This window comes from Streptomyces sp. HUAS ZL42, from assembly GCF_040782645.1.
Taxonomy (GTDB): Bacteria; Actinomycetota; Actinomycetes; order Streptomycetales; family Streptomycetaceae; genus Streptomyces.
The window spans coordinates 6,770,773-6,790,891 of sequence record NZ_CP160403.1 but is presented as its reverse complement, the minus strand read 5'-3'; the positions used below and the strand labels follow the sequence as shown (position 1 = coordinate 6,790,891).

At 71.5% G+C, this 20,119-nt stretch carries 20 protein-coding genes; 14 read left to right on the top strand and 6 right to left on the bottom strand.

What is annotated here, in order from left to right:
* The first annotated feature begins 66 nt into the window (after positions 1 to 66).
* Together ABZO29_RS30940 and ABZO29_RS30935 are read left to right on the top strand one after the other, a co-directional pair.
* Entirely contained in the window at positions 67 to 537 is a 471-nt protein-coding gene (locus tag ABZO29_RS30940) for a GNAT family N-acetyltransferase (protein WP_367323456.1), read from the top strand.
* Positions 538 to 555: 18 nt separating this feature from the next.
* Positions 556 to 1,377, top strand: coding sequence for a serine hydrolase domain-containing protein (locus tag ABZO29_RS30935; protein WP_367323455.1), 822 nt, complete (start codon positions 556 to 558; stop codon positions 1,375 to 1,377).
* Between the two features lie 55 nt (positions 1,378 to 1,432).
* Here the strand turns inward: ABZO29_RS30935 and ABZO29_RS30930 are convergent, their stop codons facing one another.
* Positions 1,433 to 2,089: a pirin family protein gene (locus ABZO29_RS30930; protein WP_367326296.1), complete on the bottom strand. Its 657-nt coding sequence runs from the start codon at positions 2,087 to 2,089 to the stop codon at positions 1,433 to 1,435.
* 290 nt (positions 2,090 to 2,379) lie between these two features.
* Between ABZO29_RS30930 and fasR the strand changes: the two genes are divergently transcribed.
* The 5 genes from fasR to ABZO29_RS30905 all read left to right on the top strand — a co-directional run bounded on the left by fasR (position 2,380) and on the right by ABZO29_RS30905 (position 7,370).
* Entirely contained in the window at positions 2,380 to 3,585 is a 1,206-nt protein-coding gene (fasR, locus tag ABZO29_RS30925; RefSeq protein WP_367323454.1) for a fatty acid biosynthesis transcriptional regulator FasR, read from the top strand.
* Between the two features lie 89 nt (positions 3,586 to 3,674).
* A complete protein-coding gene (locus ABZO29_RS30920) occupies positions 3,675 to 4,610 on the top strand; it encodes an ACP S-malonyltransferase (protein WP_367323453.1) in 936 nt (311 codons plus the stop codon).
* Between the two features lie 24 nt (positions 4,611 to 4,634).
* Positions 4,635 to 5,636 carry a ketoacyl-ACP synthase III gene (locus tag ABZO29_RS30915; RefSeq protein ID WP_367323452.1) on the top strand — a complete coding sequence of 334 codons (1,002 nt, stop codon included), beginning with the start codon at positions 4,635 to 4,637 and terminating at the stop codon, positions 5,634 to 5,636.
* Positions 5,637 to 5,740: 104 nt separating this feature from the next.
* Entirely contained in the window at positions 5,741 to 5,989 is a 249-nt protein-coding gene (locus tag ABZO29_RS30910) for an acyl carrier protein (RefSeq protein WP_030341284.1), read from the top strand.
* 85 nt (positions 5,990 to 6,074) lie between these two features.
* Positions 6,075 to 7,370 carry a beta-ketoacyl synthase gene (locus tag ABZO29_RS30905; protein ID WP_367323451.1) on the top strand — a complete coding sequence of 432 codons (1,296 nt, stop codon included), beginning with the start codon at positions 6,075 to 6,077 and terminating at the stop codon, positions 7,368 to 7,370.
* Positions 7,371 to 7,434: 64 nt separating this feature from the next.
* On the opposite strand, the gene ABZO29_RS30900 is transcribed toward ABZO29_RS30905, so the two are convergent.
* A complete protein-coding gene (locus ABZO29_RS30900; RefSeq protein WP_367323450.1) occupies positions 7,435 to 7,929 on the bottom strand; it encodes a DUF3145 domain-containing protein in 495 nt (164 codons plus the stop codon).
* Between the two features lie 257 nt (positions 7,930 to 8,186).
* On the opposite strand from ABZO29_RS30900, the gene ABZO29_RS30895 reads away from it, so the two are divergent.
* Entirely contained in the window at positions 8,187 to 9,086 is a 900-nt protein-coding gene (locus ABZO29_RS30895) for an SGNH/GDSL hydrolase family protein (protein WP_367323449.1), read from the top strand.
* 15 nt (positions 9,087 to 9,101) lie between these two features.
* A complete protein-coding gene (locus ABZO29_RS30890; protein WP_367323448.1) occupies positions 9,102 to 10,073 on the top strand; it encodes an aldose epimerase family protein in 972 nt (323 codons plus the stop codon).
* A 55-nt stretch (positions 10,074 to 10,128) separates the two neighbouring features.
* Here the strand turns inward: ABZO29_RS30890 and ABZO29_RS30885 are convergent, their stop codons facing one another.
* On the bottom strand, positions 10,129 to 12,573 hold the full coding sequence (locus ABZO29_RS30885) for a glycoside hydrolase family 3 C-terminal domain-containing protein (RefSeq protein ID WP_367323447.1): 2,445 nt from the start codon (positions 12,571 to 12,573) through the stop codon (positions 10,129 to 10,131).
* Positions 12,574 to 12,677: 104 nt separating this feature from the next.
* Between ABZO29_RS30885 and ABZO29_RS30880 the strand changes: the two genes are divergently transcribed.
* From ABZO29_RS30880 to ABZO29_RS30870, 3 genes are all read left to right on the top strand, one after another.
* Complete coding sequence (locus ABZO29_RS30880; protein WP_367323446.1) at positions 12,678 to 13,259, top strand: TetR/AcrR family transcriptional regulator; 582 nt, start codon at positions 12,678 to 12,680, stop codon at positions 13,257 to 13,259.
* Complete coding sequence (locus tag ABZO29_RS30875; RefSeq protein ID WP_367323445.1) at positions 13,178 to 13,684, top strand: LysR substrate-binding domain-containing protein; 507 nt, start codon at positions 13,178 to 13,180, stop codon at positions 13,682 to 13,684. The genes ABZO29_RS30880 and ABZO29_RS30875 overlap by 82 nt, the downstream gene beginning before the upstream one ends.
* A 95-nt stretch (positions 13,685 to 13,779) precedes the next feature.
* On the top strand, positions 13,780 to 15,018 hold the full coding sequence (locus tag ABZO29_RS30870) for a pyroglutamyl peptidase (protein WP_367323444.1): 1,239 nt from the start codon (positions 13,780 to 13,782) through the stop codon (positions 15,016 to 15,018).
* Here ABZO29_RS30870 and ABZO29_RS30865 read toward each other — a convergent pair.
* Both ABZO29_RS30865 and ABZO29_RS30860 read right to left on the bottom strand, forming a co-directional pair.
* The gene (locus ABZO29_RS30865; protein ID WP_367323443.1) at positions 14,975 to 15,802 is read right to left on the bottom strand and encodes an EI24 domain-containing protein; all 828 of its coding nucleotides are present in this window, start codon (positions 15,800 to 15,802) and stop codon (positions 14,975 to 14,977) included. The two genes, ABZO29_RS30870 and ABZO29_RS30865, sit on opposite strands and share 44 nt — an antisense overlap.
* Positions 15,803 to 15,857: 55 nt before the next feature.
* The gene (locus tag ABZO29_RS30860; RefSeq protein WP_367323442.1) at positions 15,858 to 16,721 is read right to left on the bottom strand and encodes a hypothetical protein; all 864 of its coding nucleotides are present in this window, start codon (positions 16,719 to 16,721) and stop codon (positions 15,858 to 15,860) included.
* 201 nt (positions 16,722 to 16,922) lie between these two features.
* Between ABZO29_RS30860 and ABZO29_RS30855 the strand changes: the two genes are divergently transcribed.
* Positions 16,923 to 18,074 (top strand): serine hydrolase domain-containing protein, encoded by a 1,152-nt coding sequence (locus tag ABZO29_RS30855; protein WP_367323441.1) that lies wholly within the window; start codon positions 16,923 to 16,925, stop codon positions 18,072 to 18,074.
* Positions 18,075 to 18,544: 470 nt separating this feature from the next.
* On the opposite strand, the gene ABZO29_RS30850 is transcribed toward ABZO29_RS30855, so the two are convergent.
* A complete protein-coding gene (locus ABZO29_RS30850) occupies positions 18,545 to 19,543 on the bottom strand; it encodes an NADP-dependent oxidoreductase (RefSeq protein ID WP_367323440.1) in 999 nt (332 codons plus the stop codon).
* Between the two features lie 88 nt (positions 19,544 to 19,631).
* Between ABZO29_RS30850 and ABZO29_RS30845 the strand changes: the two genes are divergently transcribed.
* A complete protein-coding gene (locus tag ABZO29_RS30845) occupies positions 19,632 to 20,081 on the top strand; it encodes a MarR family winged helix-turn-helix transcriptional regulator (protein ID WP_367323439.1) in 450 nt (149 codons plus the stop codon).
* Positions 20,082 to 20,119 lie beyond the last annotated feature (38 nt).

The window sequence follows — 20,119 nt, the reverse complement described above, 5'->3', positions numbered from 1 at the left end:
GAAGCAAGCAGGACCGGTAAGAAATCGGCAGGACGCGGACCCGGGCGGGTCGTTAGCGTGCGGGTCATGAGTCTCGTACGCCGTGCCGCTCCCGAGGACGCGCCGGAAGTACTGCGTCTGCGTCAGGTGATGATCGATTCGATGGCGTCAGCCGACACGGACACCGAGTGGCATGCGCAGTCCCTGCCCACGCTGCGGGAGCGGCTCGCGGAGTCCGACGGGGGCTTCGCGGCCTTCGTCGTCGACCATCCGGAGCGGCCGGGCGCACTCGCGGCGCTGGTGGCCGGGACGGTCGACTACCGGATCGGGAAGGCGGGCAACCCGCACGGATCGGTCGGCTACGTCTTCAGCGTCGCCACCGACCCGGACGCACGGCGCCGGGGCTATGCGCGCGCCTGCATGGAGACGCTGCTGGACTGGTTCCGCGAGCAGGGGGCCTCGTACGTCAATCTCACGGCGTCCGCGGAGGCCGAGCCCCTGTACGCGTCCCTGGGCTTCGCGCGCAAGCCGGACCCCGCGATGGGGCTGACGCTGTGAGCGCATAGGCTCATCGGCATGTCCTTGCAGAGCCTCGCGTCGATCGAGAACTGGCCGGTTCCCACCGCTGCGGCGGGTGTCGTACGGGCCGACGGCACCGTCCTCGGAACCCACGGGCCGGTCGGGCAGCGCTTCCCGCTGGCCTCGGTCACCAAGCCGCTCGCCGCGTACGCCGCCCTCGTCGCATACGAGGAGGGTGCGATCGAGCTCGACGAGCCGGCCGGGCCGGCGGGGTCGACGGTACGGCATCTGCTCGCGCACACCTCGGGGCTGGCGTTCGACGAGCACCGGGTGACGGGCGCGCCCGGGGAGCGGCGGCTGTACTCCAACGCGGGGTTCGAGGAGCTCGGCGACCACATCGCCAAGGCCGCGGACATTCCCTTCGCCGAGTATCTGCGGCAGGCGGTGCTGGAGCCGCTCGGGATGACGTCGACGTCGCTCGAGGGGTCGCCGGCGAAGGACGGGGTGTCGACGGTCGAGGACTTGCTGCGGTTCGCGGCGGAGGTACAGGCGCCGCGGTTGCTGGATCCGCGGACGATGGCCGAGGCGATGACGGTGCAGTACCCGGGGACCAAGGGGGTGTTGCCGGGGTACGGGCACCAGAATCCGAACGACTGGGGGCTCGGCTTCGAGATCCGGGATGCCAAGTCGCCGCACTGGACGGGGTCTTCGTCATCGCCTCGCACATTCGGGCATTTCGGGCAGTCCGGGACGTTCTTGTGGGTCGACCCGGAGGCGAGCATGGCGTGCGTTGCGCTGACCGATCGGGCGTTCGGGCCGTGGGCAGTCGAGGCGTGGCCGGTGTTCACGGATGCGGTGCTGGCGGAGGTGCGGAGCTGAGGTTCGTTGCTGTGGGCAGGCGGGCCGCGCAATCCGGCGCTGACGGGTTTGCGAGCTAAACGGGCCCCATCTCCCACATCAGCAGCTCCGCCCCCGTCACGCCCACCGCCTCCGCATCCTTCGCGTCCGTGATGCGTGCCGCGTCGCCGGGTCCCAACTGCTCGCCGTCCAACCGCACCTCACCACGCACCACGTGCACGTACACGTACGCCGCGTCCGGTACGGCCGTCCGCTCGCCCGCGCTCAGGCGGCGTACGTGGAACATCGCGCCCGCCTCGGGGACCGCGTAGGGGGTCGAGTCGGCGATGCCGCGGACGATCTCGTACGACGGGTCGCCGCCGGGGGTCAGAGGCGCCAGCCACATCTGGACGAAGGTCACGGGTGTGGCGCCGTCGTTGCGTTCCACGTGACGGACACCGCCCGCCGAGCTCAACCGCTGCACGTCTCCGGCACGTACCAGCGTCTCGTGACCGGTCGAGTCCCGGTGCGTCAGCTCGCCCTCGACCACCCACGTGACGATCTCCGTGTGGCTGTGCGGGTGCTCGTCGAAGCCGGCGCCGGGCGCGAGGCGCTCCTCGTTGCAGGCGATCATCGCGCCGAAGCGGAGGTTGCCGGGGTCGTAGTGCGGGCCGAAGGAGAAGGCGTGACGGGTGTCGATCCCGGCCTCCGGGTCCCCTCCGCGGTAGCGCTCGTCGGCGCGCCGTACGTCCATCACGGTCACCACGGTAGCCCCGCCCGGGCGGCTCGACCGCACGGGTGAACTCACGGCGAGGGCCCACCGACGAACGGCGAGGGCCCACCGACGAACACTGTGCCAACGCGCCGGCCGCGAGGGAGCCGAAGGGGCGCGCCGGTGTCGAGACGGCGAACGCGCGGAGGCCCGAAGGGCTGAGCACGATCGCCGTCTCGACACCGGCTGAGAGCGCCCCGCAGGCGACCGAGCCATCAAGCACAGAGCGCCCCGCAGGCGACCGAGCCATCCGGATAAGGCAGTCTTGTCCCGTGCCCGAACCCGAAACCAGCAAATCCGCAACCGCAGCGCAAGGCGTCCACCCGCACGCCGCGACCCTGAAGCGGCTGGAGAAGTCCTCCGGAAGTCTCGCCGCCCAGGCCATCGCGCGCATGGACGAGACGCTGCCGTGGTACCGGGCCATGCCCCCGGAGAACCGTTCCTGGATCGGTCTCGTGGCCCAGGCCGGTATCGCCGCGTTCACCGAGTGGTTCCGGCGTCCGGATGCCCCGCAGGCCATCTCCACCGATGTGTTCGGGACCGCGCCGCGCGAGCTGACGCGGGCCATCACCCTGCGGCAGACGGTCGAGATGGTGCGTACCACCATCGAGGTCATGGAGAGCGCGATCGACGAGGTCGCGGCTCCCGGTGACGAGGGTGTGCTGCGCGAGGCGCTGCTCGTCTACGCCCGGGAGATCGCCTTCGCGACCGCGCAGGTGTACGCCCAGGCCGCCGAGGCACGCGGTGCCTGGGACGCCCGGCTGGAGTCGCTCGTCGTCAACGCCGTGCTCAGCGGTGAGGCCGACGAGGGGGCGGTGAGCAGGGCCGCCGCGCTGGGGTGGAACTCGCCGGAGCATGTGTGCGTCGTCCTCGGTACCGCGCCCGACGGTGACAGCGAGTTGACGGTCGAGGCCATCCGGCGGGCTGCCCGGCACGCCAAGCTGCAGGTCCTCACCGGGGTGCTCGGGGACCGGCTCGTCGTCATCGCGGGCGGCAGCGACAATCCGCTCGCCGTCGCCAAGTCGCTGATCGGGCCGTTCGCGGCCGGACCGGTGGTCGCGGGGCCCGTCGTAGCCGATCTGCTGGCCGCCACCCGGTCCGCGCAGGCCGCCGCGGCCGGGCTCAAAGCGTGTTCTGCCTGGCAGGACGCCCCTCGCCCGGTGCTTGCGGACGATCTGCTTCCGGAGCGCGCGATCGCGGGTGATCCGAGCGCGCGTGAGCAGTTGGTGGAGGAGATCTACAGACCGCTGGAGGAAGCGGGGTCGGCACTTCTGGAGACGCTCTCCGTCTATCTCGAACAGGCGAGCAGTCTCGAAGGGGCCGCTCGGATGCTCTTCGTTCACCCGAACACCGTGCGCTACCGGCTTCGACGTGTGACTGACGTCACCGGTTGGTCGCCCTCTGATGTACGCTCCGCGTTCACGTTGCGGATCGCGCTGATCCTGGGGCGTCTGGTGGATGGAGATCTTCAGCCCTAGGCTTTTGTCGGGGGCCCACAAAACCCCCTCGTGTTCTTCGTCCCTGTCCTCACGGGCGGCCGTGGCCGCCCTCAAGAGAGAGTGTGAGAGTGCTCGTACTCGTCGCTCCCGGCCAGGGCGCCCAGACGCCCGGCTTCCTGACCCCCTGGCTCGACCTCCCCGGTGCCGCCGACCGCGTCGCCGCCTGGTCGGACGCCATCGGACTGGACCTCGCCCACTACGGCACGCAGGCCGACGCGGACGCGATCCGGGACACGGCTGTCGCCCAGCCGCTCCTCGTCGCGGCCGGAATCCTGTCCGCCGCGGCACTGGGTGCCTACCCGTTTGCCGCTGACGCGGCGGGCTCCCCGGGCGCGGTCGCGGGACACAGCGTCGGCGAGATCACCGCGGCCTCCTTCGCCGGCGTCCTCGACGACGAGGCCGCGCTGGCCCTCGTACGCAAGCGGGGCCTGGCGATGGCCGACGCCGCCGCGATCACCGCGACCGGGATGTCGGCGCTGCTCGGTGGCGACCCCGAGACGACGGTCCCGCATCTGGAGAAGCTGGGCCTGACCCCGGCGAACGTCAACGGCGGGGGCCAGATCGTGGCCGCGGGCACGCTGGAGCAGCTGGCCGCGCTCGACGCGGACAAGCCCGAGGGCGTCCGGCGGGTCGTTCCGCTCAAGGTCGCCGGCGCCTTCCACACCCACCACATGGCTCCCGCGGTCGACGCGCTGGCGAAGGCCGCGGCCGACCTCACCCCGGCCGACCCGAAGGTCACGTACGTCTCGAACAAGGACGGCAAGGCGGTCGCCACCGGCGCCGAGGTCCTCGAGCGCCTGGTCGGACAGGTCGCCAACCCCGTCCGCTGGGACCTGTGCATGGAGACGTTCCAGGAGCTCGGCGTCACCGCGCTGCTCGAGGTGTGCCCGGGCGGCACCCTCACCGGGCTCGCCAAGCGAGTCCTGCCCGGCGTCAAGACGCTGGCACTGAAGACCCCCGACGACCTCGACGCCGCCCGCGAGCTCATCGCCGAGCACTCCTGACGTCCCCAAAGGAGCCGACCGAACATGTCGAAGATCAAGCCCAGCAAGGGCGCCCCGTACGCGCGCATCCTCGGCGTGGGCGGCTACCGTCCCACGCGGGTCGTGCCGAACGAGGTGATCCTCGAGACGATCGACTCGTCCGACGAGTGGATCCGCTCGCGCTCCGGCATCGAGACCCGGCACTGGGCGAGCGACGAGGAGACCGTCGCCGCCATGTCGATCGAGGCGTCCGGCAAGGCGATCGCCGACGCCGGGATCTCCGCCGAGCAGATCGGCGGTGTGATCGTCTCGACCGTCTCGCACTTCAAGCAGACCCCGGCGATCGCCACCGAGATCGCCGACAAGCTCGGCACGAACAAGGCGGCCGCCTTCGACATCTCGGCGGGCTGCGCGGGCTTCGGCTACGGCCTGACCCTCGCCAAGGGCATGATCATCGAGGGTTCCGCCGAGTACGTGCTCGTCATCGGCGTCGAGCGGCTCTCCGACCTGACCGATCTGGAGGACCGGGCCACGGCCTTCCTGTTCGGTGACGGCGCGGGCGCGGTCGTGGTGGGACCGTCCCAGCAGCCGGAGATCGGCCCGACCGTGTGGGGCTCCGAGGGCGACAAGTCCGAGACCATCAAGCAGACCGTGCCGTGGACGGACTACCGCTCCGGCGCGGTCGAGAAGTTCCCTGCGATCACGCAGGAGGGCCAGGCGGTGTTCCGCTGGGCCGTGTTCGAGATGGCGAAGGTCGCGCAGCAGGCGCTGGACGCGGCCGGAATCACCCCGGACGACCTGGACGTCTTCATTCCCCACCAGGCCAACGAGCGGATCATCGACTCGATGGTGAAGACGCTGAAACTGCCGCAGCACGTCACGGTCGCGCGTGACGTGCGCACCACCGGCAACACTTCGGCCGCCTCGATTCCGCTCGCGATGGAGCGGCTTCTGGCGACCGGCGAGGCGAAGAGCGGCGACACCGCGCTCGTCATCGGCTTCGGGGCGGGTCTCGTGTACGCCGCGACGGTCGTTACCCTCCCCTAGGCACTCCGTGCCGGATCATGCGGTCCGGGGCGGAAACCGCAAACCACCTGCCGCTGCCGCGGCGGGCGCCACACCCTCTGGAAGATCAACGAAGGAGCGCCAACATGGCCGCCACTCAGGAAGAGATCGTCGCCGGTCTCGCCGAGATCGTGAACGAGATCGCCGGGATCCCGGTTGAGGACGTCCAGCTGGACAAGTCCTTCACCGACGACCTGGACGTCGACTCCCTGTCCATGGTCGAGGTCGTCGTCGCCGCTGAAGAGCGCTTCGACGTCAAGATCCCGGACGAGGACGTCAAGAACCTCAAGACCGTCGGCGACGCGACCGACTACATCCTCAAGCACCAGGCCTGAGCCCCTGCTTGGGCCGGACGCTGACCGGCCCCGCCACCCGGCGGTGGCGCCGCTGATCCTCGTATCCGTTGGAGAAAGAATTCCCGTGAGCCCGACCAATCGCACCGTGGTCGTCACCGGTATCGGCGCAACCACACCGCTGGGTGGCGACGCAGCCTCTACCTGGGAGGGCCTGATCGCCGGCAAGTCCGGTGTCAAGCCCCTGGAGCAGGAGTGGGCGGCCGAGCAGGCCGTCCGTATCGCGGCGCCCGTCGCCGTGGAGCCGACCGAGGTCATCCCGCGGCCGCAGGCCCGACGCCTCGACCGCTCGGCGCAGTTCGCTCTGATCGCCGCTCAGGAGGCGTGGGCCGACGCCGGCTTCACCGCCCCGGCCGGCGCTGTGGCATCTGACGCCGCCGCGTCGGGCGGCAGTGTCGACCCCGACCGCCTCGGTGCGGTCATCGCCTCCGGCATCGGCGGCGTGACGACGCTGCTCGACCAGTACGACGTGCTGAAGGAGAAGGGCGTCCGCCGTGTCTCCCCGCACACCGTCCCCATGCTGATGCCGAACGGCCCCTCCGCGAACGTGGGTCTGGCCGTGGGCGCCCGGGCGGGCGTGCACACGCCGGTCTCCGCCTGCGCGTCGGGCGCGGAGGCCATCGGCTACGCCATCGAGATGATCCGTACGGGCCGCGCCGACGTCGTCGTGGCCGGTGGTACGGAGGCGGCGATCCACCCGCTGCCCATCGCCGCGTTCGGCAACATGATGGCGATGTCCAAGAACAACGACGACCCGCAGGGCGCCTCGCGTCCCTACGACGTCGCCCGCGACGGCTTCGTCCTCGGCGAGGGCGCGGGCGTCGTCGTCCTGGAGTCCGCCGAGCACGCCGCCAAGCGCGGTGCCCGCGTCTACGCGGAGGCGGTCGGCCAGGGCATCTCCTCCGACGGCCACGACATCGTGCAGCCCGAGCCGGAGGGGCGCGGCATCTCGCACGCCCTGCAGAACCTGCTGGAGCGCACCGACCTGGACCCGGCGGAGATCGTGCACGTCAACGCGCACGGCACGTCGACGCCGGCCGGTGACATCGCCGAGCTGAAGGCGCTGCGCAAGGTGTTCGGCGACGACACGGACCACATGGCCGTCTCCGCGACGAAGTCGATGACCGGTCACCTGCTGGGTGGCGCGGGCGGTGTCGAGACGGTCGCGACCGTCCTCGCCCTGTACCACCGGCTGGCTCCGCCGACCATCAACGTCGACAACATCGACCCGGAGGCGGAGGCCACCGCGGACATCGTGCGCGGTGAGGCGCGCAAGCTGCCCGTCGAGGGCCGTATCGCCGCGCTGAACGACTCGTTCGGGTTCGGTGGGCACAACGTGGTGCTGGCGTTCCGTACGGTCTGAGAGACGCCTGTACGCAATTGAAGGGCCCTCACCTGCCGGTGGGGGCCCTTCGTGTGTCGTGAACTCACACGACCTGGTGCAACCAGCGGACGGGAGCTCCCTCACCCGCGTACCTGAACGGCTCCAACTCGTCGTCCCACGGCTTGCCGAGGAGCTTGGCGAGTTCGGCCTCGAGGTCCGTCTCGCCCCGCTGGGAGCGCTGCAGGGCGGCGCGCAGGCGGTCCTCGGGGATGAGGATGTCTCCGTGGATGCCGGTGACGGCGTGGAAGATGCCGAGGTCGGGGGTGCAGCTGTAGCGCTCGCCCTCGGCGGTGGGGCAGGGCTCGGCGGTTACCTCGAAGCGCAGCAGGTGCCAGCCGCGCAGCGCGGAGGCCAGTTTGGACGCCGTGCCGACCTCGCCCTGCCAGGAGAACTCCGAGCGCCAGGTGCCGGGAGCGGCGGGCTGCCGGATCCAGTCGAGGTTGACGCGCCCGCCGAGCACTCCGGCGACGGCCCACTCGACGTGCGGGCACAGCGCGCGCGGAGCGGAGTGCACGTACAGGACTCCACGTGTCGTCACCGGGACCTCCGGGCAGAGCGGACATCTTGCTGGCTGGCATGGCGGGCGGTGGCGGGCGCCCCGTTGATGGCGAGGCTACCGTGCTGCGGCGCAAGGAGTGTGACGTACCGTCCGTCCCAGTGCCCCGAAACGCCCGCCATTCACCCGGCAGGACGCTAGTACGGGTGCGAACCGTTGCATCTTCCGCGGCCGGGAACTCCCGCGCGTTGTTATGGGAGGACCGTTCACTGCACGCCGACCGAGGGGATCACCAGGGGATGCGGATGCGAAGCCACCGCTCGCGGGCCGTTCTCGCCGTCACGGCGGCGACCGTCCTGGGCGTCGCCGGCTGCGACGCCGTCGGTGGCGATTCCGCCGGGCCGGACGGTACGCAGGCCCAACGGGCGAAGGCGTCCCCGACTCCGACCCCGGCCTGGGACAGCAGCCCCGCCTCGATCGCCGCGGTCGGCGACTCCATCACGCGCGGCTTCGACGCCTGCGCGGTGCTGACGGACTGTCCGGAGGTGTCCTGGGCGACCGGCAGCAGCCCGGAGGTCGACAGCCTCGCCGTGCGGCTGCTGGGGAAGGCGAGGGCGGCCTCGCACAGCTGGAACTACGCGGTGACCGGGGCGCGGATGGCGGATCTGCCGGGGCAGATGGCGCAGGCGGCGGTGAAGAAGCCGGAGCTGGTGGCGGTGATGGCGGGGGCGAACGACGCGTGCCGGGCCTCGACCGCGGCGATGACGTCGGTGGCGGACTTCCGGGCGGAGTTCGAGGACGCGATGCGGACGCTGCGCGGTGCGGCGCCCAAGGCGCAGGTGTACGTGGCGAGCGTGCCGAACCTGAAGCGGCTGTGGTCGCAGGGGCGGACGAATCCGCTGGGCAAGCAGGTGTGGAAGCTCGGCATCTGTCCCTCGATGCTGGGCGACGCGGACGCGCTGGACCCGGCGGCGAATCTGCGGCGGGACACGGTGCAGAAGCGCGTTGAGGACTACAACAAGGTGCTGGAGGAGGTCTGCGCGAAGGACCGGCGGTGCCGGTTCGACGGCGGCGCGGTCTACGAGTTCAAGTTCGGCACCGACCAGTTGAGTCACTGGGACTGGTTCCACCCCAGCACGAACGGACAGGCACGGCTCGCGGAGATCGCCTACCGGACCGTCACGGCGAAGAAGCCGTGACTTAGGGTTTCGACCATGAGCGAACACTTCGGCACACTTTCCGACGGCACCGCGGTGCACCGCTGGATCCTGGAGCGGGCGGGCGTACGGGTGCGGGTCCTGTCGTACGGCGGAATCGTGCAGTCGGTGGAGGTGCCGGACCGGCAGGGGCACACGGCGAACGTCGTGCTCGGGTTCGCGGACCTGGACGGTTATCTGGACCATCCCGAGCCGTTCCTCGGCGCCCTGATCGGGCGGTACGCGAACCGGATCGGGGGCGCCCGCTTCCCGCTCGACGAGGACACCTACGCGCTCGAGCCGAACAACGGCCCGAACTCGCTGCACGGCGGCGGGCGGGGCTTCGACAAGCGGGTGTGGGACGTGGCGCCGGTCGAGCACGGGCTGCGGCTGAGCCGGGTCAGCCCGCACGGCGAGGAGGGCTTCCCGGGCCGCCTGGAGGTCTCCGCGACGTACACGCTGGACGCCTCGGGGGCGCTGCGGATCGCGTACGAGGCGGTCACGGACGCGCCGACCGTGGTGAACCTGACGAACCACTCGTACTGGAACCTCGGCGGGTCCGGGAACGCCGGTGGGCACGAGCTGCGGCTGGCCGCCTCCCGCTACACGCCGGTCGACGCGGACCTGATCCCGACGGGCGAGCTCGCGGAGGTGGCGGAGAGCCGCTTCGACTTCCGTACGGCCCGCAAGGTCGGCCCCGGCTACGACCACAACTTCGTGCTCGACAAGGGCGTGACCGAGGCCCCGGTCGAGATCGCCGAGCTGTACGACCCGGCGTCCGGGCGCGTGATGTCGGTCGCGACCACCGAGCCCGGCATCCAGCTGTACACCGCGGACCACCTGAGCGATCCCTTCTCGCCCGGCGACGGCATCGCACTGGAGACCCAGCACTTCCCCGACTCGCCGAACCGGCCGGAGTTCCCGAGCACGGAGCTGCGTCCGGGCGGTGTGTACCGGTCGGAGACGGTGTACGGCTTCTCGGCCCGCTGACGCGACCAGGGCCCTTGCCCCGGTCCGGGGGTCAGGTGCCCGGACCGGGGCTGTGTCAGACGTTAATCGTCGCGGTGATCCTGCGGTCCGCGATCGAGCGGCCGATCTGGATTTCGTACGAACCTTTCACATGCACCCACGTGCTCGCCGCCTCGTCCCAGATCTCGAAGGCGCGACGCGGCAGTTCGACGACGGCCTCGACGCTCTCGCCGGGCTCCGCCTCCACGCCCGCGAAACCGGCCAGCCAACGCGCGGGCCGCTCGGCGTCCGGTGTGCTCGGCGCCAGGTACAGCTGCACGACCTCCCGTCCGGCGCGTTCACCGGTGTTGCGGACGCGGATCCTGGCGGTGGTGCCGTCGACCTCGACGGACTCGTACGTCCACTCGGTGTAGCCGAGGCCGAGCCCGAAGGCGTACGACGGGGTCCTGCCCTCCTTCTCCCAGGCGCGGTAGCCGATGAAAACGCCCTCGGTGTACGGGAGTTCGCCGCCTTCCGGGACCACCTGGGTGACCGGGGCGGCGTCCAGGGAGCCCCAGGTGGTGGGCAGGCGGCCGCCGGGCTCGTGCGCGCCCGTCAGCACGTCCGCGAGGGCGGCGCCGCCCTCCTGGCCGGGGAACCAGCTGAGCAGCACGGCGGCGACGTCCTCGCGCCACGGCAGCTCCACCGGGGAGCCGGAGTTGACGACCACGACGGTGTTGGGGTTGGCGGCGGCGACGGCGCGGACGAGGTCGTCCTGGCGGCCGGGGAGGGCGAGGTCCCCCCGGTCGAAGCCCTCGGACTCGACGCGGTCGGTGGTGGCGACCACGACAACGGCCGTGCCGGCGGCGCGGGCGGCCTCGACGGCCTCGGAGATCAGCTCGTCGGGGTCGCGCTGCGGCTCCTGGTGGGCGAGGGCGAAGGCGACGACCTTCAGCGGGATCTCCTCCGGGAGCGCGACGACGTGGGTGAGCAGGACGTCGACCGGTTCGCCGGCGGTCAGTTCGGCCCGGGCGCGGGGCACCGGCGCGCCGAAGAAGGCCTCGAAGGGGTCGCTGACGTCGGCCGGACGCTGGATGTCGTCGAAGTACGTCGTGCCGCCGACGGTGAGCGTGAAGGCGCCCGTGCCCTTGACGCCGAAGGTGTGGGGGCCGCTCGCGCGCGGGGTGAAGGTGCCGGTCAGTTCGACGGTGTGGAGGGCGTCGTGCGTCACGCCTTCCGGGAGGTCGGCACCCATCCACTGGATCTGGCCGTTGGGTGCGGAGCCGGTGCCGATGACGCTGCCGGCGGCGTCCCGGCAGACGGCGCTCAGGGTGAAGCCCTTGTCGGCGACGGCGAGTTCGGTGGTCGGGTCGGCTCCGACGGCGTAGGTGAGGGTGCCCTCGGGGAGGGCGGCGGTGAGGCCGTCGAGCGGGGAGACGACGCGGGCGGGGAAGACGGTGGCGGAGCCGCCGCCGAGGACCCGGGCGTCGCGGGCGGCGGCGCCGATGAGGGCCACGGTGCCGGTCGCCCTGAGCGGGAGCGCGTGGTTCTCGTTCCGCACGAGGACGAAGGAGCGGCGGGCGATCTCGCGGGGGAGCGCCTCGCCGTCGACCGTCTCGGGCGGCTCGGTGACGACCGGTTCGGCGCCCTCGAGGATGCCGACGCGGGCGGCGAGCCGCAGCACGTTCCGTACGGCCCCGTCGACCTCGGCCTCCGCGACCCGGCCGTCCCGTACGGCCTGGGCGAGGGCCTCGCCGTACACGGTCTGCGGGCCGGGCATGGCGACGTCGAGACCGCCCTTGATCGCGCCGACGGTGTCGCGGGCGGCCATCCAGTCGGAGACGTTGAAGCCGTCGAAGCCCCATTCGCCGCGCAGGACCTCGTTGACGAGGTGGTGGTGCTCGGTCATGGTCGTGCCGTTGACCGTGTTGTACGCGGTCATGATGCCCCAGGGGTGGGCGTTCTCGACGATCGCCTCGAAGGGGGCGAGGTAGAGCTCGCGCAGGGCGCGTTCGGAGACGAGGTTGTCGACCGTGAAGCGGTCGGTCTCGGCGTCGTTGGCGACGAAGTGCTTGACGGTGGTGCCGACGCCGCCGGACTGCACGCCCTGGACATATCCGGAGCCGATGCGCCCTGTCAGGTACGGGTCCTCGCTGTACGCCTCGAAGTGGCGGCCGCCGAGCGGCGAGCGGTGCAGGTTGACGGTGGGTGCGAGGAGCACGTGGACGCCCTTGCGGCGGGCCTCCTGGGCGAGGAGCGCGCCGGCGCGGCGGGCGAGGCCGGGGTCCCAGGTGGCGGCGAGGGCGGTCGGGGAGGGCAGCGCGACGGAGGGGTCGTCGGCGGTCCAGCGGACTCCGCGCACGCCGATGGGGCCGTCGGACATGACGAGGGACTTCAGCCCGATCTCCGGCAGCTCGGGCAGGGACCACATGTCCTGGCCGGCCAGGAGCCGGGTCTTGGCGTCCAGGTCGAGCTTGCCGAGCGCGGCCTCGACGGCTGCCTCACGGGCCTCGTCGGTGTCGTGTCCCGGGGTTTCCGCCATCGCGGTGCCTCCTCGTCGAGTGCGAGCGCTGTGGCTCTCATCGTGCACCGGTTACCTGTAGAGCGGTAGGTATCGTTATTTCGCCGTTACCTTTCGGCCCTGGGATGTCGTACGGTGACCCCATGAGCGCCAGGACCAGGAGCGCGGAGCGCCGCGCGGAGATCGTCCGGGCGGCGCTGGAGGTGATCGCCGAGCGCGGTTACCGGGGAGCGAGCCTGGGCACGGTGGCCGAGCGGGTCGGGCTGACCCAGCAGGGGCTGCTGCACTACTTCCCGACGAAGGACGCCCTGCTGGTCGCCGTGCTCGAGGAGCGGGACCAGTGGGACGCGGTGCCGGACACCCAGTGGCGGGTCGATCTGCTCGCCTCGCTCGTCGAGTACAACGCGATGCGGCCCGGCATCATCCAGACCTTCTCGGCGCTGCTCGGCGAGAGTGTCACGGAGGGGCATCCGGCACGCGAGTACTTCACCGAGCGGTACACGCGGGTGCGGGAGAGCATGGCGGCGGTCCTGCGCACCGAGTACGGCGAGCACCTCCCCAACGGCCTCACCCCGGAACGCGCCGCTCCCCTGCTGGTGGCGGTGATGGACGGCCTGCAGTACCAGTGGCTGCTGGACCCGGAGTCGGTGGACATGCCGGGGGCGTTCCGGGACTTTCTGCGGCTGCTGGGCGAGGACCTGGGCTGACGCTCACCCGGCCGCGGGCAGCGCGGCCGGGCGTCGCCGTCCCCGCCGACCATCCGCTGGCGGGCGGCGAAGGCCCGGTGCGGCTGGGCCGGTTCGCCGACGCCGAGTGGATCTCCGGCAGCCCCCGCCCCGAGGGCACCCTCCTGGACGCGGCCCCGCGACAGGGCTTCCGCCCGCGCGTCGCTCATGTCGTCGCCGAGTGGACCGCAAAGCAGGGCTACGTCGCCGCCGACCCCGGCCTCACCCTGGTCCCGGCGCCGGCCGCCGAGGCCGTACGGGCGGACATAGCCCTGCTGCCCGTGCTCGACGAGGGCGCCCCCGCCCGGGCGGTGTACGCGGCGACCGTGCGGGGGCGGTCACTGACGCCTGCCACGGAGGCGTTCCTGGCGGCGCTGCGGGAGGCGGCCGAGAAGATCCCCACCTGAGTCACACGCCATGGCGTAGACCACTTCCGTCACGCGATACTGCGGCCGTCCCGCACCACGTACTCCCCCACCGTGACGGAAGGACCCGAACTGCCGTGCATTCGATACGAGTTCGAATCGGCCTCCTCGGACTGACCCTGCTGGCCGGCCTCTCGGCCCCGACCACCGCCGCGGCCGCCGAGAACGCCCCCGCCCCCACCGTCGAGGAGCAGCGGCTCGGCAAGGCAGTGCCGCAGCAGATCCTCGAACGGTCCGGATTCGACACCGTGGCCCCACGGTTCGCCCGGGCGCTCGCCACCGCGCACACCTACGCGCAGGCCCGCGGCGTCGTCGTACGCGAGGGAGCCGCGCTGTGGCGGCGGGCGGTCGACCGGGCACAGGGGCGGGGGCCGGCGGGCGGGGACCTCAGCCGGGACGACGACCGGCCGCTGTACTGGGCGCGCCTCGGGATGACCCGGGAAGTGCGCACGTGGGAGCCGGGGTTCGCCCTGACCGACGTCCAACGCGCCCGGCTCCTCCACGCGCTGGAGCGGACCTCCCGCGGCCAGACCGACATCCGCTACCCGCACCACAAGGGACTCAAGCGGATCCTCGTCACCGGCTTCGACCCGTTCACCCTCGACCGGGACATCCGCATCTCCAACCCCTCCGGGGCCACCGCGCTCGCCCTCGACGGCACGGTGATCGAGACGGCGGACGGACCGGCGCGCGTCGAGACCGCCGTGTTCCCGGTGCGCTGGCAGGACTTCGCCGAGGGGACGGTGGAGCGCACCCTGCGCCCGTATCTGCCGACCGTGCATCTCTTCACGACGGTGAGCCAGGGCCGGATCGGCCGGTTCGACGTCGAGCGGACCAACGGAGCCTGGCGGGGCGGATTCCCGGACAACGAGAACGTGAGCAGGACGGAGACCGTCCCGGTCACCGATCCGGCCTCGCAGCCGCAGTGGACGACGACGACCTTGCCGTACCAGAAGATCGTGGCCGCGAACACCGGGCGTTTCCCCGTGTACGACAACACCGCCGTGACCGAGATCCCGGCGGGAGGCACCGATCCCGTCGTACGGCCGGACGGGCCGACGCCGGGCTCGACGGCTCGTGCCGGGGGCGGCGGGAACTACCTGTCCAACGAGATCGCCTACCGGGCGACGCTGCTGCGGGACCGGCTGGGGCTGCACGACAGTCTGCCGGGCGGCCATGTGCACACGCCGGTGCTGCAGTTCGGCGCGGGAAACACGGATCCGGGGACCGGGACGGTGACGGATCCGGAGTTCGTGCGCAACCGGCTGGACATCATTGCGCAGGTGAGGTCGATTCTGGTGACTGCGGTGTCCTAGCGCTCTCCTCGTCCGCGTCGCCTTCCTCGTCCTCCGCGGTCTCCTCGCCCAGCAACTCCCGCGTCAGGAGCGTCGCGCCCGCGACCGCGCCCGGCATCAGGAACACCGCTACGAAGGGGACCACGAAGGCCAGGGCCAGGGGTGTGCCGAAGCCCCAGACCAGGGTTCTGCGGGAGCGGAGCAGGGTGAGGCGGTCGCGGAGTTCGACGCCCCGGCGCTGGAGGGCCACGGCGGTGAGCTCCTCGGTGAGGAAGAAGCCGGTGACGAAGAAGCCGATCACCGGGACGACCGTCTGGCCGGCGACCGGGACGAAGCCCAGCGCGAAGAGCAGCACCGCCCAGAGGGCGGCCCGCACGACGATACGGAGGCTGTCGCGGGCCGAGATCCACAACTCGCGCCAGAGCGGAAGGCCGGACTCGGGTGCCGTGCCGTCCGGGGACACGTCCCGGTCGACCTTCTCGGAGAGGTTCTCGTAGAAGGGCTGGCCGACGAGGAGCGTCACAGCGGTGAAGGTGACGACGGCGAGGAGCAGGGAGAGGGCGAAGACGACCACCGTGAGGAAGCCGCGGAAGAGCCCGCGCCAGGGGCTCGACCAGTCGTCGGCGAACGGGGTCGCCCAGCCGACGAAGTCGTCACCCCACACCGCGAGCGCGCCGAGCGCGGCCGCGTACAGAACGAGCGTGATCAGGCCCGGGATGAGCCCGAAGCCGTACTGCCTGCCGTGCCGGCCGACCCATCGCTGGCCCTTCAGGAGATAGCCGAAACCCGTCCCAAGATCGCGCATGGGTCAACTCTATCGACGGGCCGGCACTCCCCGGCAGGCGGCGCCGGGGAGCCGGTCACACCGGCGCCACCGCCACCACGACGCCCCGCTCCGCCGCCGGGGACACCGCCGCCGACACCCGTACCGCCGTCGCCCGCGCCAGACGGCCCGCGCGGTAGGCGCCCGCCAGCAGCACCGGCTGGAGCTGTTCGAGGCCCGCCACCACCAGCTCCTCCCCGGCGACCAGTACCGGCCGTGCCGCCTTCGCCGAGGCCGCGGCCGCCTCCGTCAGGTCGGCCAGCGCGGGCAGGGCGGCCCGTACGACGTCCGCGCCCGCGGCGGCGGTCCGCTCGGCCACCGCCACCTGCAACGGCATCAGCGGTGCCACGGCGGCGGTCAGTGCGTCGGCGATGCGGCTCAGTTCCGGCGTCGACTCCCGCAGTACGTCCGCCGCGGCCCGGATCACCGGCGAGAGGGCCAGCAGTACGCCCGCCGTGAGCCCGGCCCCCGCGGGCAGCAACGGCGACATCGCCTCGACCAGTTCGCCGAGCACCGCCGCGAACTCCTCCACCGCGGGCTCGACGGCGTCCAGCACCGGCAGCAGACTGTCGCCGAGGGCCGTCAGCAGTGCCTGCGCCGGCTCGCTCACCGGGTGCACGGCGAGAGGCGCCCCACTCGTGCCCAGCCGGGTCAGTGTGTCGACGATGCGGTAGAAGGCCTCCTGGGCCTGCGGTGAGGCACTGGCCTCCGCCAGTTCCGCCGTCGTGCGGCGCAGCACCCGCAGCACCTCCGCTCCCGAACCGTCCCGCGGGTCGAACGTGTTGATCGCGATCCTGGTGATGTTCCCGGCCGTGTCCAGGAGTTGGCCGGTGATGTCGGTCGTGCTGCGCGCCACGCGCAGCACGTCGTCCCTGCTGGGGAGCGAAGGAATCGTTGCCATGGGCTCTCCTCGCCTCACGTGCACCCGGAGGACTCAGCATGGCCCCTCCCGGGGCCCCGCCGTAGGCCATCCGGGGCATCCGTGACACCAACGCCCTCCTATTGCTGTTGAGTCGAACGGGTACACCTCGCCGTACCGATCACAAGAAGGCAACGATCTCGGCAAGTCGGATCGGCAGCGGCTGAGGTTGAGGAGGAGCGGATGACGCAGGAGATCCACGGCACCGTCGCCGACGGCTATGGAGCCGTGCGGGAGGAGTTCGCCGCGTTCGTGGCCGAGGAGCGGCCCGACTACGAAGGGCAGTTGTGCGCGTACGTGCACGGCCGGAAGGTCGTCGACCTGTGGGCGGGGGACGGCAACGACGCCGAGTCCCTGTACGGCGTCTTCTCGTCCACCAAGGGCGCCGCCCACCTCGTGGTCGCGCTCCTCGTGCAGGACGGCACCCTGGAACTGGACCGAAAAGTGACGTACTACTGGCCGGAGTTCGGTGCCGAGGGCAAGGGAGGGCTGAGCCTGCGCGACCTGCTCGCCCACCGGGCGGGGCTGGTCGGGCTCGACACCGGGTTCACCGAGGCCGAGTTGGCCGACGATCGCGTCATCGCCGAACGGCTCGCGGACCAGCGGCCGTTCTGGCGCCCCGGTACGGCCTTCGGCTATCACGCGCTGGTCATCGGCGCGCTCGCCGGTGAGATCGTGCGGCGGGCCACCGGCCGTACGCTCCAGGAGGTGTACGAGGAGCGGGTGCGGGCGCCGTACGGGCTGGACTTCTTTCTCGGGCTGCCCTCGGCGCTGGAGCCCCGCTTCCGGTCCGTGCAGCCGATGGCGCCCACCGCGGAGCAGCAGGCCGTGCTCGACGCTGCACGGACCGGGCCGCACAGCCTTTCCTCGATCGCCTTCAACACGCACGTCCCGGAGCCGGGTGACCTGGTGGATCACCCCAACTCCCGTACCGTGCGCGCCAAGGGGCCGGCGTCGGCGGGCGGTGTCGCGGCGGCGCGCGGGCTCGCGGGGATGTACGCGGCGGCGATCAGCGAGCTGGACGGGAGGCCGCCGCTGCTGAAGCCGGACACCATCGCCGAGGTCGGGCAGATCCATTCGACGGGGTACGACCTGGTGGCACGGACGCACAAGTCGTTCGGGCTCGGATTCCAGGCGGTGGCCGACACGTGGTACCCGTTCCTGGGCGCCGGGACGTTCGGGCACAGCGGCGCCGGCGGTTCGCAGGCCTTCGCCGACCCGCGCTGCGGGCTGGCGTACGGGTACACGCGCCGGCGCGTCGCCTTCCCGGGCGGGGCGGCGCCGGAGAACGTACGGCTGGTGAAGGCGGTGCACACGGCGGCGCCGGCAACTTGAGCGACCGGTCCACGCAGGCCGTACACGAGGCAACGCCGGCGACTTGACCACAACAACCAACGGCAAGGGCCCACCAAAGCCCAGTGCCCCCACGCGCCGGCCGCGAGGGAGCCGAAGGGCGCGCCGGTGTCGAGACGGCGAACGCGCGGAGGCGCGAAGCGCTGAGCACGATCGCCGTCTCGACACCGGCTGAAAGCGCCCGCAGGCGACCGAGCCATCCAAGCGGAGGCCCGAAGCGCTGAGCACGTTCGCCGTCTCGACACCGGCTGAAAGCGCCTGTAGGCGACCGAGCCATCCAAGCGGAGGCCCGAAGCGCTGAGCACGATCGCCGTCTCGACACCGGCTGAAAGCGCCCGCAGGCGACCGAGCCATCCAAAAGGCCGCACCCCACGTCCAAGGGTGCGGCCTTCGCCGTGCGCAACGAGCGCCGGCGGACCGGCGTCACGGGGTGTCGCTCCCGTTCTCGCCGGTCAGAGCTTGACGATCATCTTGCCGGTGTTGTCGCCGCGCAGGACCCCGAGGAACGCCTCCAGGTTGTTCTCGATGCCCTCGACGACCGTCTCGCGGTACTTCAGCTCGCCGGAACGGACCCAGGCGCCGACCTCCTGCACGAACTGCGTCTGCAGGTCGTAGTGGTCGCCGACCAGGAAGCCCTCGATGCGGCCGCGGGTCTGGATGAGTCGGGCGAGGTTCTTCGGGCCGGGGGCCGGCTCGGTGTTGTTGTAGACGGAGATCATGCCGCAGACGGCGATACGGCCGCCCTGGTTGAGCTGTCCGATCGCGGCCTCGAGGTGATCGCCGCCGACGTTGTCGAAGTACACGTCGACACCGTCGGGAGCGGCCGCCCGCAGCTGCTCGTTCACCGGGCCGCTCCTGTAGTTGAAGGCCGCGTCGAAGCCGTACTCCTCGACGAGCAGCTTGACCTTGTCGTCGGAGCCGGCGGAGCCGATGACCCGCGAGGCGCCCTTCAGCTTGGCGATCTGGCCCACCTGGCTGCCGACGGCGCCCGCCGCGCCCGACACGAAGACGGAGTCGCCCTCCTTGAAGGCGGCGGTGCGCAGCAGGCCGGCGTAGGCGGTGAGGCCGGTCATGCCGAGGACGCCGAGATACGTGGAGAGGGGCGCGGCTTCGGGGTCGACCTTGACGGCGTTCTTCGCGTCCACCGCGGCGTACTCGCGCCAGCCGAAGAAGTGCAGTACGTGGTCGCCGACGGCCACGCCCTCGGCGTTGGAGGCCACGACCTCGCCGACCGCGCCGCCCTGCATGACCTTGCCGAGCTCGAAGGGGGCGACGTAGGACTTGGCGGCGCTCATGCGGCCGCGCATGTACGGGTCGACGGAGAGGTACTTATTCCGCACCAGCACCTGACCCTCGCCCGGCGTCGGGACCTCCGCCTCGACCAGGGCGAAGTCCTCGGGCTTCGGCCAGCCGACCGGGCGGCTGAGCAGGTGCCATTCGCGGTTGATCATGACTACGCCTTTCGATTTACTTCAGCATCTGAAACAACCATGCGCCTGAATATTTCATGATGTCAAGTAACGGGGTACCCTGGAGCGCATGGCCACTCCGCAGAAGACCCATCGTCCCGACGCACTGACCATGGAAGTCGTCGAGCTCATCGGCGAGGTTGTGGCCCGTTTCTACGATGACTACGAGACCGCGGCCGGCGAGCACGCGCTGACCGGCGCGCAGGCGCGCCTGCTGAGTCTTCTGTCCCTGGAGCCGCTGCCGATGCGCAAGCTGGCCCAGAAGCTGAAGTGCGAGCCGTCGAACGTCACCGGGATCGTCGACCGCCTGGAGTCCCGCGGCCTGGTCGAACGCCGCCCGGACCCGGCCGACCGCCGCGTGAAGCTGGCCGCGGCGACCGATGAGGGCCGCCGCGTCGCCCGCAGCCTGCGCGAGTCCCTGCACTTCGCCCGCGAGCCGCTGGCCGGGCTCAGCGAAGAGGAACGGCTGGTGATGCGGGGGTTGTTGCGGCGGATGCTGAACCCGGCCCGCTCGAACTGACAAACGCAAGCGGTCCGGGGCACGGCGTGCGTGCCCCG

Coding starts and splice junctions, on each gene's coding strand:
- ABZO29_RS30940 (WP_367323456.1), top strand. CDS start 67: ATGAGTCTCGTACGCCGTGCCGCTCCCGAGGACGCGCCGGAAGTACTG.
- ABZO29_RS30935 (WP_367323455.1), top strand. CDS start 556: ATGTCCTTGCAGAGCCTCGCGTCGATCGAGAACTGGCCGGTTCCCACC.
- ABZO29_RS30930 (WP_367326296.1), bottom strand. CDS start 2,089: ATGGACGTACGGCGCGCCGACGAGCGCTACCGCGGAGGGGACCCGGAG.
- ABZO29_RS30915 (WP_367323452.1), top strand. CDS start 4,635: ATGTCGAAGATCAAGCCCAGCAAGGGCGCCCCGTACGCGCGCATCCTC.
- ABZO29_RS30910 (WP_030341284.1), top strand. CDS start 5,741: ATGGCCGCCACTCAGGAAGAGATCGTCGCCGGTCTCGCCGAGATCGTG.
- ABZO29_RS30895 (WP_367323449.1), top strand. CDS start 8,187: ATGCGGATGCGAAGCCACCGCTCGCGGGCCGTTCTCGCCGTCACGGCG.
- ABZO29_RS30890 (WP_367323448.1), top strand. CDS start 9,102: ATGAGCGAACACTTCGGCACACTTTCCGACGGCACCGCGGTGCACCGC.
- ABZO29_RS30885 (WP_367323447.1), bottom strand. CDS start 12,573: ATGGCGGAAACCCCGGGACACGACACCGACGAGGCCCGTGAGGCAGCC.
- ABZO29_RS30880 (WP_367323446.1), top strand. CDS start 12,678: ATGTCGTACGGTGACCCCATGAGCGCCAGGACCAGGAGCGCGGAGCGC.
- ABZO29_RS30865 (WP_367323443.1), bottom strand. CDS start 15,802: ATGCGCGATCTTGGGACGGGTTTCGGCTATCTCCTGAAGGGCCAGCGA.
- ABZO29_RS30860 (WP_367323442.1), bottom strand. CDS start 16,721: ATGGCAACGATTCCTTCGCTCCCCAGCAGGGACGACGTGCTGCGCGTG.
- ABZO29_RS30855 (WP_367323441.1), top strand. CDS start 16,923: ATGACGCAGGAGATCCACGGCACCGTCGCCGACGGCTATGGAGCCGTG.
- ABZO29_RS30850 (WP_367323440.1), bottom strand. CDS start 19,543: ATGATCAACCGCGAATGGCACCTGCTCAGCCGCCCGGTCGGCTGGCCG.
- ABZO29_RS30845 (WP_367323439.1), top strand. CDS start 19,632: ATGGCCACTCCGCAGAAGACCCATCGTCCCGACGCACTGACCATGGAA.